The 208-nt window shown below is 69.7% G+C and carries 1 protein-coding gene; it reads right to left on the bottom strand.

Features of this window, described 5'->3' with window-relative positions; all coding sequences use genetic code 11:
* On the bottom strand, positions 1-208 hold a 208-nt coding region (locus ACUJ8O_RS11635), incomplete at both ends, for an IS3 family transposase (protein ID WP_445373416.1).

Raw genomic sequence — 208 nt, 5'->3', positions numbered from 1 at the left:
AGGCCGGGTCCGGCCGGGTGGTCTTGACCCTCTTCGACCGCCGCGCACCCTCGATGCCTGCAGCGCGCATCAGCCGGGCGGTCTGGTCTCGGCCGATCATGATCCCCGCCCGGCCGGCGGCTTTCCAGAGCTTGCGGATTCCATAGACGCGGTAGTTCGTCTCCCAGAGCTCGACCAGCTGCGGGATCAGCTCCTCGTCCCGCACCGC

The sequence above is a fragment of the Micrococcus sp. EWR3.9.1 genome (genome assembly GCF_052615555.1).
The sequence above is the reverse complement of the archived record's forward strand: the minus strand, read 5'-3'. Positions and strand labels throughout refer to the sequence as shown.